The following is a 16,269-nucleotide window of genomic DNA, read 5'->3' as shown; positions in this document are numbered from 1 at the left end:
AACGTTCCCACATCAGCGCTTTCTGCGTCTCGCTGTAATAAATCCGGCGTCGCTGTTTCATCTGCAACACTCCCACTGCTTGCGCAGTCTCTAGTGTGTTGCATCCACCGGTTGAATCCGCAGTGGAGTAGCGGCCATCCAAATGACCGTCACGAGGGACCGGAAGTGGCCGCTGACAGCCTGTCATCCAAATATTGAAAGATTCCTGGGCACGTTGGACACCCAAGGCACAACCTTAGACTGCAAGGTTGTGCGATATCCAGGGTGGTGATCTGAGCCGTCTGCTCACGTCGACAAGATATCCTTTGATTGAATCCGCTTTACGCCCACGCGATCCATGTTTTTTCGCGCAGTCGCAAGGGAGCCGTTGAGGTCAATCGGACGCGTTGCGTCTTCGATGACATAAGCTTCGAACCCCGCCTTGCGGGCGTCCATCGCTGTCCATGCAACGCAGAAGTCAGTCGCCAGTCCGGTCACAAACACGGTGTCGATACGCCGCTGCTTCAGGTATCCCGAGAGGCCGGTTTCTGTCTTGTGATCGGCTTCCTCAAATGCGGAATAGCTATCCATGTCCTTGTGAAAACCCTTGCGTATGATGACTTGTGCAGTCGGCAGCTTAAGGTCCTTGTCGAGTGCGGCGTCGTCGGTGCCTTGCACGCAATGGTCCGGCCACAAGACCTGTGTGCCGTAAGACAACTGCGCCGTCTCGAACGGCTTCTTACCGGGATGGGAGCTGGCGAACGACGCGTGTCCCGCCGTGTGCCAGTCCTGCGTAATGACAATGTTCTCGAACTTGCTAGCCAACTCGTTGATGAGTGGCACCACCTCGGCGCCGCCTTTCACTGGCAGCGTTCCGCCATCGATGAAACAATTTTGCACGTCCACGACGATCAATGCAGATTTGCTGCCGGGCTTGATGTGTTTGCCTGACACAGCCGACGCTGCCAAAGCGCTCAGACTTCCAAGGCCACAAAGATGGGCCAGACCGAGCGCGGCGGTCCACTTGATCAGTGCCCTACGATGGTTTTCTCCCATGGCGAATCCCCTTTTCGATTGAAGCGACAATCATAGAGGCGCCAAATTTATTCCAGATTTCATCTTGATGCACCTGTCTCGTCGAAAGCGACCGCATAAACAGTCACACAAAAATTGCCAAATAGTTTGATGTCCGGGAAATGCCCTTTGCGTCAGCTCGGTGTATGCGGAAGAACGCCACTTTGTCGAGATGGCCGCGATGAAGCCAAGCGGATGTTTTAGGCGTCTCTTCGCACGACAGCGGCCCCGCTCGACGGAGCAGCTTCCACTCCGCTTCGGCCGGTGACACAATTATTTCGCACGGTCCAATCCCTTGCCCGGCAAGGCTTTACCGTCCTCAGTGAGCGAGTTGACAGATTTGCCGTCGCAACGGTCACAGATTTAATACGGTCTACGTCCGCCGCCGGCCAGAACCTGCTCGACGGCCATCGAGCGTGCCGCTTCTTCGGCCTCTTCAGGGGTGTCGAACACGCTTCCCGACACGTGGACCTGATGCCATTCGGGTTTGTCGGAAGCGTCGCGGAAAATGCGGAAGCGAGCGCAATAGCCGCGCGGCGTGACCGGGACCACGTCGATATCGACGGATGCGCCTTCTATCTGATGTCTGACGAAGCCGTCCATGTTGCCCTCCTGACGCCTGCGTTGAACGCAGAAATCGTAGCATGACGGGTTCGATGCGGCGGGTGCACTGCAGCATGCGGGGGTCACCTTCAGCGGCTTCCAGGACGACGCCGGACCGCGCAACAGGTGCCGTCGGCACGGCACCGCCTGAATCATTCGGTCGACTCGTCCTCGCCGGCTGGCGATGTCGCCTTCACGAGACGCGGTCCGGCTCGAAAAACACCCAGCGCACCTGCGGAAACGCAGCCTGCAAGTCGGCTTCGATCACGTTGATCGCATCGACCATCGCACGGCCGCTCGCGTAGTCGATCATTTCCGCCTGCACGGCGACGACCACATGCCGGCCCCATTGCAGCGTGATCATATTGATGATGCTGCGAATCTCGGTCCGTGCGCGCAGATGGGCCTCGATGGCACGGCGCACTTCCGGGCTCGCCGATTCGCCGACGATCATCGACTTCACTTCGCGCGCCACCAGCCACGCAATCACCATCAGCAGCAAGCCCACCCCGATCGAACCCAATGCGTCATACAGCGGATTGCCGGTCACCATCGTCAGCAGCACGGCGACGAACGCAATCGCGAGGCCGGCCAGTGCAGCGATATCCTCGCCCGCCACGACCAGCAGCTCGGATTCGCGGGTCTCGCGAAACCATCGCCACAGGCTCTTGTCGGGATTCGTCCTGCGGATCTCCTTGACGGCGCCCCACAACGACAACGCTTCGAGCACCACCGAAACGCCAAGCACGACGAGCGCCACGAACGCATACTGCAGCGGCTCGCGCGCGAACAGCCGATGCACGCCCTCGTACACCGAAAACGCGCCGCCGACAAAAAACAGCAGCAACGCGACGAGCAGCGAATAGAAATTGATCTCGCGGCCTTTGCCCATCGGATGCAGCGGACTCGCCGGTTTGCGCGCTTCACGCAGGCCGAACAGCAGCAGCAATTGATTGCCGCAATCGGCGGTGGAGTGAATGGCTTCGGCGATCATCGAACCGGAACCGGTGAACGCCGCGGCGGCGAACTTGAAGACGGCGATGCCGAGGTTGGCGGCGAGCGCATACAGAATGGCTTTCGGCGATTCTTCTTTCATCGTCGTTAATTGTTTTCCGTGAGGTTTCGGAGGGGTTTCGGAGAGCTTTCGGTTGGCAATAGTTCGTATTATGAGCATGCCGGGCGGCATGCGTCCAACCGGCGCCGTTCTTGCGCCAAGCCTCATGCCCTGGTGCGCGCCGTCCCCTCGCTCGCGGCCCGTCGAGCTACACCCGTTCGAGCGCCGCCATCTCACGCACGATCACCAGCAGCATCGACAGGCTCGCGCCGCCGGTGGCCCGCAGATCGGCAAGCAGCCGCGCGTAGCGTTCCAGTTGCGCGGTGCGCCGCTCGCGCCAGGTGTGGACCAGCGCATCCGGCGTCGACGCTTCGTCGGCGTCGGCTAGCGCGCTGGTGGTCAACGCGCGCTTCAGACGCGCGAGTTCGGCCAGCGCCGAGGCGCGCGCCAACATATCCCAGTGCGTCGGCGCCGCCAACGCCACCGCGCGCTCGCTGATCCAGTTGTAGTTCAGCAGTGTGCCTAGCGCGAAGTACACGCCCGCCACGAGTTCGAGGCTGCGCCCGCAGATGGCGGCGACTTCGGCGATATCGAGTAAAGACGCGGAGATTTCGCCGCTCGCAATCCGCACCGCCAATTCGCTATCGACACCCGCATCCACCAGCACGCGCTGCCGCTCGGAGAGCGCTTCCAGATCGGCGGGCGGCAACAGCGCTGGCCATTGCGGCGCGAGGCGCTGCGCGGCGTCGCGGCAACGTGCGAGCAGACCGGCGACATCGCCGCCGCTCACCGCGCCCGATTGCAGCTGCCGCAGGAACCATAGCGCCGCGCGTTCGACGAGCCGCGCGACTTCGACGAACATGCGCGCCTGCACGTCGTCGGCGACACGGTTATCGAGCGCGTCGATATTGCGCCATACCTCATCGAGATCGAACACGTCGCGCGCCATGATGCACGCGCGGACGATCTCGCCGGGCTGCGCGTCAGTCTCCTCCATCAGGCGATGCACGAACTCGCAACCGACGCGGTTCACCAGCGCGTTGGTCAGATGCGTCGCGAGAATTTCACGCCGCAATGGGTGCCGCTGCATCGGTTCGCTAAAGCGCTGCCGCAACGGCTTCGGGAAATACTCGATCAGCATGTCGCCAACCAGCGGGTCTTCCGGCATCGACGATTCGAGCAGCGCGTCGTACAGCCACATCTTGCTGTACGCGAGCAGCACCGCGCGTTCGGGCGAGGTCAGGCCTTGTTTCGCGGCCTGGCGTTCGGCCACTTCTTCATCGGTCGGCAAGAACTCGATCACGCGGTTCAAGCGGCCGGCACGTTCGAGCCAGCGCATCAAGCGCGCCTCGGCGTCGAGCAGTTCGACGCCGTAACGTCCCGCAATCGACAGCGCCTGGGTCTGATAGTAATTGTCCTGCAACACCAGCAAGCCGACTTCATCGGTCATTTCCGCGAGCAGCGCGTTGCGCTGCTTCTCGGTCATCTCGCCATCGGAAACGACGAGGCCGAGCAGAATCTTGATGTTGACTTCATGGTCCGAGCAATCGACGCCCGCCGAGTTGTCGATCGCATCGGTGTTGATGCGGCCGCCGCGCTGCGCGAACTCGATGCGTCCGAATTGCGTCAGGCCGAGATTGCCCCCTTCGGCCACCACCTTGCAGCGCAGATCGGCGCCGTTCACGCGGATCGCATCGTTGGCGCGGTCGCCGACTTGCAGATGCGTCTCGCTGCTCGCCTTCACATAGGTGCCGATGCCGCCGTTGTACAGCAGATCGACAGGTGCCTGCAAAATCGCGCGCATCAGCTCGGCCGGCGCCAGCGCCGGCGCATTGATGCCGAGTACCGACTGCACGGCCGCCGACAACGGAATCGTCTTGGCGCTGCGCGGAAACACGCCGCCACCCGCCGAGATCAGCGATGGATCGTAGTCGGCCCAGCTCGACCGGTCGAGTCCGAACAGACGCCCACGCTCGGCAAGGCTGACTGCCGGATCGGGATTCGGGTCGAGAAAGATATGCCGGTGATCGAACGCGGCCACCAGCTTGATATGCGGCGACAACAGCATGCCGTTGCCGAACACGTCGCCCGACATGTCGCCGATGCCGACCACCGTGAAGTCGGTCGTCTGCGTATCGACACCCATTTCGCGGAAATGCCGCTTCACCGATTCCCATGCGCCGCGCGCGGTAATCGCCATTTTCTTGTGGTCATAGCCGACCGAGCCGCCCGAAGCGAATGCGTCGTCGAGCCAGAAGCCGTATTCCTGCGAGATGGCGTTCGCGTAGTCGGAGAACGTGGCCGTGCCTTTGTCCGCGGCGACCACCAGATAGGGATCGTCGGGATCGTGGCGCACCACGTCGGGGGGCGGCGCCAAGGCCGTGCCCGCGAGGTTGTCCGTCAAATCGAGCAGGCCGCGCAAGAACGTCTGATAGCACGCAATGCCCTCGCGCATCCATACATCGCGATCGGTTGGCGGCGGCGGATTCTTCACGACGAAGCCGCCTTTCGAGCCGACCGGCACGATCACGACGTTCTTCACCATCTGCGCCTTCATCAGGCCGAGCACTTCCGTGCGGAAGTCTTCGCGGCGATCCGACCAGCGCAGTCCGCCGCGGGCCACGCGGCCGCCGCGCAAGTGCACGCCTTCCACACGCGGCGAGTACACCCAGATCTCGAACATCGGTTTCGGTTCGGGCAAACCCGGAACCTGCGCCGGATTGAACTTGAACGACAGATACGGTTTCGGCTGCCCGTCGGCGCCGAGGCGATAGTAGTTGGTGCGCTGCGTCGCCTTGATCACGCCGAGGAATTGCCGGAGTATGCGGTCTTCGTCGAGATTGGGCACCTGATCGAGGGCGCTGTCGATCGTCTTCAGCCAGCCGTCCACGCGTGCTTCGCGCGTATCGCCGAGCACCGGGCTGAAGCGCGCGATGAACAACTCCACCAGCATGCGGGCGATCGCCGGATTGCCGGTTACCGCGCGCTCAATGTAGGCATCGCTGAAGGTCGATCCCACCTGCCTCAGGTACTTGGCGTAAGCACGCAGAATCGTCACCTCGCGCGCATTCAGTTGCGCGCGCAGCACAAGGCGGTTGAAATCGTCGCTTTCGATCGCGCCGGTCCACACCTGCTCGAACGCTTCTTCGAACAGATCTTTTACGCGTTCGATATCGAACTCCGTATCGTCCGCGACTTCGAGGCCGAAATCGTGAATCCACGCCGGTGTCGAGTCCACCGCCTCGATCAGATAGGGCCGTTCTTCGTCCACACGCACGCCCAGATGTTCGAGCATCGGCAAGCTGCGCGACAGCGCGATCGGCAGGCCGGCACGATAGACCTTGAAGCGGAACGAACGCGGTCCCGCTTCGATCGGGCGATACAGGTTCATTGCGAGCCGCTCGCTGCCTTGCACGCGCTCGATCAGTTCGATATCGCGCACCGCCGTGCGGGCCGGATAGTCGTCGCGATAGCCGGCGGGAAACGAATCCACGTAGCGTTGCAGCAGACGGATGCCCTGCTCTTCGCCGAATGCGTCGAGCAGGGCGTCGGCGAGATCGTCCTGCCAGCGGCGCGTGACCTGCACGAGCCGCGCTTCGAGTTCGCGGGTATCGACCTCGGGCATGCCGTCCCGCTTCGCATGCACCACGAAGTGAATGCGCGCGAGTGCCGACTCCGACAGCAACGGCGTGAATTCGACGCTCGCGCCGTTGAACGCATCGACCAGCAGGTTGGCGATGCGCCGGCGCAAATTGGTGTTGTACTTGTCGCGCGGCACGAACACGAGGCACGACACGAAGCGATCGAAGCGGTCGCGCCGCACGAACAGACGCGTGCGCTGATGCTCCTGCAAACGCAGCACACCGAGCGCGATATCGTAGAGCTGGTCTTCGTCGGCCTGGAAGAGCTCGTCGCGCGGATAGGTTTCGAGTACCGTCACCAGCGACTTGGCCAGATGACCTTTCGACAAGAATCCGGCACGCCGCACGATGTTCCCGCATTTGCGGCGCACGATCGGGATTTCCGACGTGGACACCAGATACGCGGTGGACGTATACAAGCCGATGAAACGCCGCTCGCCCTTGACCTTGCCGTCCGCGCCGGTCAGCTTGATGCCGATGTAATCCAGATAGCCGGGCCGGTGCACGGTTGCGCGCGCGTTGGCCTTGGTCAGGAAGATCGGCGACGAGCCGGAGATGATATCGGCCGCAGCGGGCGGCAACGGCGTGATTTCAGGCGCGCCCGCAGGACGCAGCGCGTCGCGCAGAATGCCGAGCCCGGAGCCGGGCACGGCGCGCAGGCCGAAACCGGTATCGTGCTGCACCAGCTCATAGTCGCCCTGGCCGAGAAACGTGAAATGATCGGCCACCATCCATTCGAGGAACGCGCGGGCCTCGACGCCTTCCGGCCCCGCCTCGCCGGCCTTCATGTCCTTCATGGTAGCGCGCGCGAGTTCGACGATCTTCGGCCAGTCTTCCACCGCGGCGCGCACGTCGCGCAATATATGGGCGATCTCGTCACGCAATGCATCGAGCTTTGCGGCGTCGCCGCAACGATCGACTTCGAAGTGGATGAACGAGGCGAGCTGCGAACGCGCATCGGCTGCGTCTTCGGCGCCCAGGCCCACGCGCACGATGCTGCCGTCGGGGCCGCGCCAGATACGAAACACCGGATGCACGACCGAATGCAGCGCCAGCCCGAGCCGGTTGACCGCCATCGACACCGAATCGACGAGGAACGGCATGTCGTCGTTGACGATCTCGATCACCGTGTGATCGGAGTGCCAGCCGTGCTGTTCGAGGATCGGGTTATAGACGCGCAACCGTTCGCTGCCGGGCACGAAGCGCTGCGCGGTTTGCCAGTGCGCGAGCGCCGCGCCGTACAGATCGGCGATGGCGCGGCTTTGCAGATCGTCGGCGTCGACGAAATCGTAGTAGTGCCGCAAAAAGGGCTCGACGACTGCGAAGGCAGGTTCAGGCAATCGCCCACGCGCAAATTCGAAGACATCGTTCAGCAGGTGCGTGACGGCTTCTTCATTCTTTGCTTGCATGATGAACTCCCCGACGGCCGGCCATACCGGCCATAGCGTGTATCGCTTGAATCGCATGCATCGTCTGCACCGGAATTATGCACCTGCCCGCCCGAAAAGCGATGTGCGACCGCACATAGGTTTTACCCGCTACGGGTTGCCCCCTGATGGGATGCACTGCCCGTTCAAAGCGCCTCGTTCGGCGTGCCCGGATGCTCCGCCAGCCACGCGCGGACCTGCTCGCTGGTCCACGCCGGGTCGTCGTGCGGCAGGTCATGACCGGCCTGCGGATGCTCGCGATGCACAGCGCCCCACGCCGCCGCGAGCCTGGCGGAACATACCGGATTCACCAGTTTGTCGCCGTGTGAAGACAGGATCAGCGTCGGACAACGCGGCTTCTCCCGCCCGGCGCTAAAGCGCGCGGCCGCCCATAGCTGCCGCAACGCGTTGGCTCGGCTCACCGGCGCGTGTTGACGAATTTCGCTCCATGCGGCGAGATCGGCGGCCCGCGTCTGAACGTCATTGCACGTCAATCGATGAATGCCCGCTTCGGCGCGCGGCGCATCGCGCCAGTGCGCGGCCACCTCGAAAAGCGTGGGCCATGCGGACAGACGCAGCCGCTCGTGCATGCGGCAGAACGGCCGCATGCTGGTATTGATCAGCACGAGCCGCTCGATCTCGCCGGGATGCCGTTGCGACCAGTCGGTCGCCACCATGCCGCCGAGCGACATCGCGAGCACGCGATACGGACCGGGCACGCCGCTTTGCAAAGCAGCAATCCGCACGAAGCCCACCATATCCGCCACCGCAGCCGGCGCGCGCAAGTTGTTGAACTCGCCGTTGCCGGGCAGATCGAGCAGCAGCAGGCAATCGGTGCCGATCGCCTCACGCAGGAAACCGGGTAAGCGGCCCCAGTGCCGTGTTTCGCGTGTGAGTCCGCGCAATAGGATCCACGTGCTCATAGGCTGTCCGCTTCTTTGTACCAGTGCGCGATTGCGCTTTGCAGCAGTTGTTCGCGGCGGTTGCCCTGCGGCAGCCAACGTTGCGCCGAGAACGCCGCGCGCGCCAGAAAATCGAGCAGATTCACATGACGCCGCAGCACGCGTGCGGTGCGATGCGCCTTCACGGGATTGAACATGCCCTGACGCGAAAACAGCTGGCGCGGATTCTTCTTGATCCACACCCACGAACCGAGTTCGAGCGTCATCGGCAGAAATACGTTGGGGGGCGGCGTTCGGTCGTACGCGCAGTCCCACAGATCGCCGTGCAACAGATACTGGTGGCTCTGCGGTTCGAACGTGTAGCCGTGATGCGGATGCGAGCGCTCGAACATGGTTTTCAGCACGTACATTTCCGGCAGATGCGCCATGAGCTTGCGGGTTCGCGCATACGGAAACCAGATGCTGTCGCTCCAGCCATAACCCGAGTGGCAGTCGAGCGCGATACTGAGCGGCCGCGCCGCCAGCTCGGTTTCGACCACATGTAACAGCGCCGTGGCTTCCGGCTCCATCGGCGCGCCTTGCCGGCCGCGATACCAGGGCAGCCATGCGCCCAGGCGCTGACCGCCGGCGAGCAGCGGCACGCGCGCGTCGGCATTCTGCGGCGCGTTGCGCATCAGATCGACGCCATTGGGGTTGGCACGCGTGGCCGCCCACATACCGCCCGGATTGACGATCGGCATAAAGATCAGACGAACCGACTGCAATTGCCGCACCAGCAGTTCGTCCCATTCGAGCCGCGCCAGCAGCGCGCGCATGTAGTCGAGCACGAGTTGCGAGCCGATCCGCTCGAGCCCGTGAATGCCGCCGAAAAACCCGATCGCCGGCGCAAGCGGATCGGTCGAACCCATGCTCGCCGTGTGCACCGCGAATTGCCTGCCGCGCACCGTCGTCTCGCACACTGTGCGGATTTCGAAGGTGGCGCGGCCCTGTTCGAGGATCGTCTTGAGATCTTCGTACTCCGCAAAACTGTCGGGAAGAAAGCTCAAAGGCTGCATGACGACGCTGAATGGAACTGCAAGGTTATTGGGGACGGCACAGCGAATGACGCAATATAGCCTGGCTAGCAGCGATCATGAATGTCGAGGGCCATCTCTTGCCAATCGTGTCATACGGGTGTCATCTATCGTTCGAATAGATGACTCGAATCTGTCTTGATGGCGACGCAAAAGCATGCCGCAAAAGCATGCAACAGCGACACGAGAAGATATAGTCGTCTAGACGTTGCGATGCCTTCACCCAACCGTCACAGACGCTTCCTAGAATGAGCCCCACACGTTCCGGCAATGACCGGATGCATCTAGGGTTACTTATGGACGCGATTCGGGAAGCAATTCGTATCGAACGGCTGAGCAAGACGTTCGGCAACGGCCGCAAGGCGCTGGACGAAATCGACTTGCGCGTCGAATCCGGTGAAATGGTCGCGCTGATCGGCGCGTCGGGCTCCGGCAAGTCGACGCTGCTGCGGCACATCGCGGGCTTCACCGCCTCGGATGCGCAGCCGTCGCGGATCGATATTCTCGGCCGGCCGATTCAGCAGAACGGCCGCATCGTGCGCGAAGTGCGGCGCATTCGCCGCGATATCGGCTTCGTGTTTCAGCAATTCAATCTGGTGAACCGCTTGTCGGTGGAAAGCAACGTGCTGATCGGCGCGCTGGCGCGCCTGCCGTTGTGGCGCCGTCTGCTCGGGCGCTTTCCGAATGCCGAGCGGGCGCGGTCGTTGGCCGCGCTCGATGAAGTCGGTATCGCCGAACATGCGCGCGAACGCGCCGCCACGCTTTCAGGCGGCCAACAGCAGCGCGCCGCATTGGCGCGGGCACTGGTGCAACGCGCGCGCATCGTGCTGGCCGACGAACCGATCGCCTCGCTCGATCCCGAATCGTCGCGCCGCGTCATGGACATGCTGCGCACGCTGAACGTCGAGCATCAACTAACAGTGCTGGTGTCGCTGCATCAGGTCGACATCGCCATGCAGTATTGCCCGCGCACCGTCGCGTTGCGACGCGGCAAGATCGTCTACGACGGCCCGTCCGCCGCCTTGACCCCTGCCCTGCTCAAGAAACTGTACGGCGACGACGCCCGCGAACTGCTCGACGATACGGCCAATAGCGCCAATAGCGCTGAAAGCAGCGCGGCAACGCCGGACGCAGCGACGCCAGATGCGACACCCGCCTCGGCGCGCTATGCGTTCGCCCTCAATCCAGCGCACTCGAGTTGAGCGCGCTTGCCGACTCTGTCCACCCAACCGGATTCAACCGATGAAATTCCTGCGTTCATTGATCACACTGACTGTCGGCGCCGCCGCGTTCGCCTGCGTCGCCACCGCACAAGCCGAGGACATCAATCTCGGCATCATCTCGACCGATTCGTCTGCCGTGCTGAAACAGCGCTGGGAACCGCTGATCGACGACATGAACAAACAGACCGGCCTGAACGTCAAAGCGTTCTTCGCAACCGACTACGCCGGGATCATCGAAGGCATGCGCTTTAACAAGGTGCAGGTCGGCTATTTCGGCAATGCCTCCGCGATTGAAGCGGTGGACCGTTCGCAAGGCGAAGTATTCGCGAAGGTCCAGTACGCGAACGGCGACGCCGGCTACTACTCGGTGCTGATCACCAACGTGAACAGCCGCTTCAAGACGCTCGACGACGTCTTCAGGAATACGAGGGACGTCACGCTCGGCTTCGGCGACCCGAACTCCACGTCGGGCACGCTGATTCCGGGCTACTACCTGTTTGCCAAACACAACACGCCCGTCAACACCTCGTTCAGGACCGTGTTGCCGTCGAGCCACGAGGCGAACCTGCTGGCCGTGGTGAACAACAAGATCGACATTGCGACCAACAACACCGAGATGCTCGACACGCTCAAGAAGGAGCATCCGGAGAAGTTCGCACAAGTGCGCGTGCTGTGGACATCGCCGCTGATTCCGTCGGACCCGCTGGTGTGGCGCAAGGATCTGCCGCAAGCCACCAAGGACAAGATCAGCAACTTCTTCCTGAACTACGCGAAGACCGATCCGCATGAAAAGGCGGTGATGGCGGCGATCACCGGCTATAGCGGCTTCGCGGCTTCGTCGGATGCGCAGTTGCTGCCGATCCGCCAGGTCGCGCTGTTCCAGCAGAAGCAGAAGATCGAAAGCGACACGCATCTTTCCGCGGACGATCGCAAGACCCAGCTGGCCGCGCTCGATGCGAAGCTGAGCGCGCTCAACGTGTCCGCAGCGAAGCCATGAACACGGTGGATCTGATCGCGTCGCCTGCGCGCGCGAGCGAGGCGCTCGCCGCGCAGGCGGCACGACAGGCCGCGCCGGTCCCGGGCAAGCGCAGCTGGCTGTCGCTGCTCGGCTGGATCGCGGTGCTCGCCGTGTTGGGCGGGGCATGGCACGGCGCCGACATGCGCCCGCTCGATCTGCTCAGCGACTCCGGCAACATGGGCCAGTTCGCCAAGGACTTTTTCCCGCCCGACTTCACCGAATGGCGCAACTATCTGAATGAGATGTATGTGACGCTCTCGGTGGCGGTGTGGGGCACGGCGCTCTCGATAGTGTGCGCGGTGCCGTGCGGGTTGATGTCCGCACACAACATGGCGCCGATGTGGATCGTGCAGCCGATGCGCCGCGTGATGGACGCCTGCCGCGCGATCAACGAAATGGTCTTTGCGATGCTGTTCATCGTCGCGGTCGGACTCGGTCCGTTCGCCGGCGTGCTGGCCTTGTGGGTGCACACCACCGGCGTGCTCGCCAAACTGTTTGCCGAAGCGGTCGAGGCGATCGATCCGCGTCCGGCCGAAGGCGTGCGCGCCACCGGCGCGACCAGTCTCGACGAAATCATCTACGGCGTGCTGCCGCAAGTGCTGCCGTTGTGGATTTCGTACGCGTTGTATCGCTTCGAATCGAACGTGCGCTCGGCGATGGTGGTCGGCATGGTCGGCGCGGGCGGCATCGGCGTGGTGCTGTACGAGGCGATCCGCTCGTTCAACTATGCGCAGACCGCCGCGGTGATGATCATGGTGATCGTGGTCGTGACGGCGATCGATCTGGCGTCCGCGTGGCTGCGCGAGCGCGTGACCTGAACCCGGCGCGTCGTTGTCCGCGCGCGTGACCTGAACGCGGAGCATCGTTGCCGGCGCGCGTCACCTGAACCCGGCGCAGCGTTGCCCGCGCGCGGACCACGTCGGGCGCCGTCCTGATCCGGATTAGGCGCCGTGAAGCGTGTGCGCGCACGCTCATGTCATGTGCCGAGCCTCACGCGAATTGCGGGAGCGTCGCGTCGATCGCATCGGCGAGCGTGTTGAAGGCCGGCGCGATCTCCTCGTCCGGCACACACGCGTAACCGATCAGCAAGCCCGACGGCGCCAGCGACGGTTGCGCGTAATACCCCGACAAGGGCCGCACGACGATATTGCGCGCCAGCGCCGCAGCGGCCACCGCGCGGTCGTCGGTGCCTTCGGGCAACTGCATCACCAGATGCAAACCGGCATCGCCGCCCACCGCCGGCAACGCATCGCCATAACGCTGCGCGGCCGCATCGAGCAGAGTCTGGCGGCGCTGACCGTACAGCGTGCGCATCTTGCGGATGTGCGAAGTGAAATGCCCTTCCGCGATGAACTCCGCGAGCATCGCCTGCTGCAGCAACTGCCCCTCTCGATACAGCTCTGCGCTCGCGGTCGCGAAGCTCTCCGCCAGCGCCTCGGGCACGACCAGGTAGCCGATGCGCAAACCCGGAAAGAGCGTCTTGCCGAAGCTGCCGACGTAAATCACCTGCCCCGATGTGTCGAGACCTTGCAGCGACGCCAGCGGCCGGCTGCCGTAGCGGTATTCGCTGTCGTAGTCGTCCTCGATGATCCAGCATTGGTTCTGCCGCGCATATTCGAGCAGCATGCGGCGCCGCGCGAGGCTCATCACCATGCCGAGCGGATATTGATGCGACGGCGTGACGAGCATCAGCTTCGGCGGCTGCGCGAGGTCGTCGGCTGACGGATTGATGCCCTCTTCGTCGACGGCGATCGGCCGCGATTGCAGGCCGGACACGTGCAGCACGCTGCGCACGCCCCAATAACAAGGGTCTTCGGTCCAGATCACGTCACCCGGATCGGACAGCAGGCGCACCGCCAGATCGACGGACTGGTGGATCCCGGTCGTGATGATGATCTGCTCGGGCGTGCAACGCACCGAGCGCGAAGTCCGCAGATAGTCCGCCAGCGCGTGCCGCAGCAACGCCAGACCGCCGCCCGGCGCGTACGTCAGCAGATCCGGGCGCAGCCGGCGCCAGTACTTGTTATGCAGGCGGCTCCACACGCGGGCCGGAAACTTCGTGACGTCCGGCACGCCCGGCATGAACGCGCCCCATTGGCGCTTGGACACGCCCGCGCCGGCAATCAGCCGCGCGCCGCGCGTGGACAGCGCGCGCTTGGCCTGCAACGGCAGCGGCAGCGGCTCGGGCTTCGCCGCGGGCCCCTCCGCGTCCGGCGCGCCGACGATTTCATCCGGCGCGCTATCGGCGACGAAGGTGCCGCGGCCGGTGGCCGAACTCACATAGCCTTCGAGCACCAACTGCTCATACACTTGAGTGACGGTATTGCGCCCGATGCCCAATTCCTGAGCCAGCAAACGCGACGAAGGCACCTTGGTGCCTGCCGGCAATTCGCGCGACAGGATCGCCTGCTGCAACAGCCGATGCAGCTGACGATAGATCGGCTGCCCGTTGCCACGATCGAGGCGCTGCGCCAGCCAGTCGGACAAAACGCTCGCGCGCATGATTGGCTCCTACATTTTTATTGAAATGGCTCTGAAGTTAAGAGCCAAATCTCATTATAGTCGCTGCATGTGCTGCGCTGTGGGCGCGGCGCCCGCACAACCGAGGAGCGAAGGAGATGACTGTGACGAATGCTGAATTGAAAAGCCGCAAGGATGCTGCCACGCCGCGCGGCGTGGGCGTGATGTGCGATTTCTATGCTGCGCGTGCCGAGAACGCCGAGTTGTGGGACGTCGAGGGGCGCCGTTTCATCGACTTCGCAGCGGGCATCGCGGTGTGCAACACGGGACACCGTCATCCGAAGATCGTGGCGGCGATCCGGGACCAGCTGGATCATTTCACGCATACCGCGTATCAGATCGTGCCGTACGCGTCGTATGTCGAACTGGCTGAGAAGATCAATCAACGCGCGCCGGGCGACTATCCGAAGAAGACCGCATTCTTCACGACCGGCGCCGAAGCCGTTGAAAACGCGATCAAGATTGCCCGCGCCGCGACGGGCCGTCCGGGCGTGATTGCCTTTACCGGCGGTTTCCACGGCCGCACGCTGATGGGCATGGCGCTGACCGGCAAGGTCGCGCCGTACAAGCTCGGCTTTGGACCGTTCCCTTCGGACGTGTTCCATGCGCCGTTTCCGAATCCGCTGCACGGCGTGACGACGGCTGATTCGCTGAAGGCGATCGAGTTTCTGTTCAAGGCCGACATTGATCCGAAGCGTGTTGCGGCGATCATTTTTGAACCGGTTCAGGGCGAAGGCGGTTTTTATCCGGCGCCGGCCGAGTTCGTGCGCGCATTGCGCAAGCTGTGCAACGAGCACGGGATTTTGCTGATTGCTGACGAAGTGCAGACGGGTTTTGCCCGTACTGGCAAGCTGTTTGCGATGCATCACTATGACGTGGTGCCTGATCTGATGACGATGGCCAAGAGCCTGGCAGGCGGCATGCCGTTGTCGGGTGTGGTGGGCCGTGCGGATGTGATGGACGCCGCGGCGCCTGGCGGCCTTGGTGGAACTTACGCGGGTAACCCGCTGGCGGTGGCTTCTGCGCATGCCGTGCTCGACATCATCGATGAAGGGAAGCTCTGCGAGCGGGCTACCGTGTTGGGGGACCGCATTAAAGCGAAGCTGAACGCGCTTCAGGGCGAGGTTCCGCAGATTGCCGATGTGCGCGGGCCTGGGGCGATGGTCGCTGTTGAGTTCTGCAAGGCTGGGTCGTCCGAGCCGGACGCGGAGTTTACCAAGCGGGTTCAGGCTCGTGCGCTCGAGCGCGGGTTGCTGTTGCTGGTTTGCGGGGTTTATTCGAACGTCGTTCGGTTTCTGTTCCCGCTCACTATTCAGGATGCTGTGTTCGAGGAGGCTGTTGGCATTCTTGAAGATGTGGTTAAGGAGACCGCAGCAGTCGCTGTTTAAGGTTTTTTTTGCCTTGTCAGGCGATATGTCTTGATGGCTACGGCCGTGGGGGGTTTTTTGCTGGTGTGCCTGCGGTCGTGGTCTTTCTTTTTGTTATTGGATTATTAGCGGTGCGCCTTGGTTGTTTGCCTACAGCGTTGGCCTTTCCTTGTTGTGTTATTGGTTTATTAGCGGTGTCCTTGGCTGTTTGCCTACGGCGTTGGCCTTTCCTTGCTGTGTTATTGGTTTATTAGCGTTGTCCCTGGCTGGCTGCCTACGGCGTTGGCCTTTCCTTGTTGTGTTATTGGTTTATTAGCGTTGCCCCTGGCTGGCTGCCTACGGCGTTGGCCTTTCCTTGATTTCTTTGTGGTCTATTAGCTTTCCCCCT

11 protein-coding genes are annotated in these 16,269 nt (G+C 62.8%); 4 read left to right on the top strand and 7 right to left on the bottom strand.

Going from position 1 to position 16,269, the window contains the following annotated elements; genetic code table 11:
• Nucleotides 1-285 precede the first annotated feature (285 nt).
• The 6 genes from DLM46_RS10115 to DLM46_RS10090 form a co-directional block, all read right to left on the bottom strand.
• The gene (locus DLM46_RS10115; protein ID WP_115100610.1) at nucleotides 286-1,035 is read right to left on the bottom strand and encodes a nicotinamidase; all 750 of its coding nucleotides are present in this window, start codon (nucleotides 1,033-1,035) and stop codon (nucleotides 286-288) included.
• Between the two features lie 381 nt (nucleotides 1,036-1,416).
• Nucleotides 1,417-1,656, bottom strand: a complete 240-nt coding sequence (locus tag DLM46_RS10110) for a hypothetical protein (protein WP_115100642.1) — start codon at nucleotides 1,654-1,656, stop codon at nucleotides 1,417-1,419.
• Between the two features lie 193 nt (nucleotides 1,657-1,849).
• Nucleotides 1,850-2,752 (bottom strand): cation diffusion facilitator family transporter, encoded by a 903-nt coding sequence (locus DLM46_RS10105; RefSeq protein WP_115100609.1) that lies wholly within the window; start codon nucleotides 2,750-2,752, stop codon nucleotides 1,850-1,852.
• Between the two features lie 166 nt (nucleotides 2,753-2,918).
• Nucleotides 2,919-7,760, bottom strand: coding sequence for an NAD-glutamate dehydrogenase (locus DLM46_RS10100; protein WP_115100641.1), 4,842 nt, complete (start codon nucleotides 7,758-7,760; stop codon nucleotides 2,919-2,921).
• A gap of 164 nt (nucleotides 7,761-7,924) precedes the next feature.
• Complete coding sequence (locus tag DLM46_RS10095) at nucleotides 7,925-8,701, bottom strand: alpha/beta fold hydrolase (protein WP_115100608.1); 777 nt, start codon at nucleotides 8,699-8,701, stop codon at nucleotides 7,925-7,927.
• A complete protein-coding gene (locus DLM46_RS10090; RefSeq protein WP_115100607.1) occupies nucleotides 8,698-9,735 on the bottom strand; it encodes a M14 family zinc carboxypeptidase in 1,038 nt (345 codons plus the stop codon). The genes DLM46_RS10095 and DLM46_RS10090 overlap by 4 nt, the downstream gene beginning before the upstream one ends.
• Nucleotides 9,736-10,049: 314 nt before the next feature.
• On the opposite strand from DLM46_RS10090, the gene phnC reads away from it, so the two are divergent.
• The 3 genes from phnC to phnE are packed head-to-tail and all read left to right on the top strand — an operon-like array spanning nucleotide 10,050 to nucleotide 12,812.
• Nucleotides 10,050-10,955: a phosphonate ABC transporter ATP-binding protein gene (gene phnC / locus DLM46_RS10085; protein ID WP_115100606.1), complete on the top strand. Its 906-nt coding sequence runs from the start codon at nucleotides 10,050-10,052 to the stop codon at nucleotides 10,953-10,955.
• A gap of 40 nt (nucleotides 10,956-10,995) precedes the next feature.
• Nucleotides 10,996-11,973 (top strand): phosphonate ABC transporter substrate-binding protein, encoded by a 978-nt coding sequence (gene phnD / locus DLM46_RS10080; RefSeq protein WP_115100605.1) that lies wholly within the window; start codon nucleotides 10,996-10,998, stop codon nucleotides 11,971-11,973.
• The gene (gene phnE / locus DLM46_RS10075; protein WP_115100604.1) at nucleotides 11,970-12,812 is read left to right on the top strand and encodes a phosphonate ABC transporter, permease protein PhnE; all 843 of its coding nucleotides are present in this window, start codon (nucleotides 11,970-11,972) and stop codon (nucleotides 12,810-12,812) included. Before phnD ends, phnE begins: the two co-directional genes overlap by 4 nt.
• Before the next feature lie 172 nt (nucleotides 12,813-12,984).
• Here the strand turns inward: phnE and pdxR are convergent, their stop codons facing one another.
• Nucleotides 12,985-14,496, bottom strand: a complete 1,512-nt coding sequence (pdxR, locus tag DLM46_RS10070) for a MocR-like pyridoxine biosynthesis transcription factor PdxR (protein ID WP_115100603.1) — start codon at nucleotides 14,494-14,496, stop codon at nucleotides 12,985-12,987.
• Between the two features lie 116 nt (nucleotides 14,497-14,612).
• Here pdxR and DLM46_RS10065 point away from each other — a divergent pair, with 116 nt between their 5' ends.
• Nucleotides 14,613-15,902: a 4-aminobutyrate--2-oxoglutarate transaminase gene (locus DLM46_RS10065; protein WP_115100602.1), complete on the top strand. Its 1,290-nt coding sequence runs from the start codon at nucleotides 14,613-14,615 to the stop codon at nucleotides 15,900-15,902.
• Nucleotides 15,903-16,269 lie beyond the last annotated feature (367 nt).

Origin of the sequence: Paraburkholderia lacunae, assembly GCF_003353175.1 — a bacterium.
Classification (GTDB): domain Bacteria; phylum Pseudomonadota; class Gammaproteobacteria; order Burkholderiales; family Burkholderiaceae; genus Paraburkholderia; species Paraburkholderia lacunae.
This window is presented reverse-complemented; position numbering and strand designations above follow the sequence as displayed.